The organism is Salmonella sp. SAL4457 (assembly GCF_046548235.1).
Taxonomy (GTDB): domain Bacteria; phylum Pseudomonadota; class Gammaproteobacteria; order Enterobacterales; family Enterobacteriaceae; genus Salmonella; species Salmonella enterica.
The window spans coordinates 1-259 of record NZ_JBGDZO010000783.1; the positions used below are offsets into that span (position 1 = coordinate 1).

Sequence of the window (259 nt, forward strand, 5' to 3'; positions counted from 1 at the left end):
CCCCAGTGCAGATGACTTGGTAAAAAAATGTGAACTTTTATGTTATGCAAAAAACCCAAGATATATTGGAAATATCAAAAACATTTTCTATAATGCGTATGGATTCATTGCCCGCCCTTTAAATGATGACGTCTTCTTTAACCAATCTAGTGTGTATGGCCCTCGAAACGCTAAAATTGGTGATAAGGTTTGCTTTTCTATGTTCATAGGTGGTGGTGCATGGAGAGCACATCCTGTTATGATCCTTGATGAGTAGATG

General features: G+C 37.8%; 1 pseudogene. It reads left to right on the forward strand.

Annotation, left to right across the window (positions count from 1 at the left end):
- Window positions 1–256, forward strand: a pseudogene (locus ACLJNW_RS26300) (serine/threonine protein kinase); the annotation flags it as partial.
- Window positions 257–259: the final 3 nt, after the last annotated feature.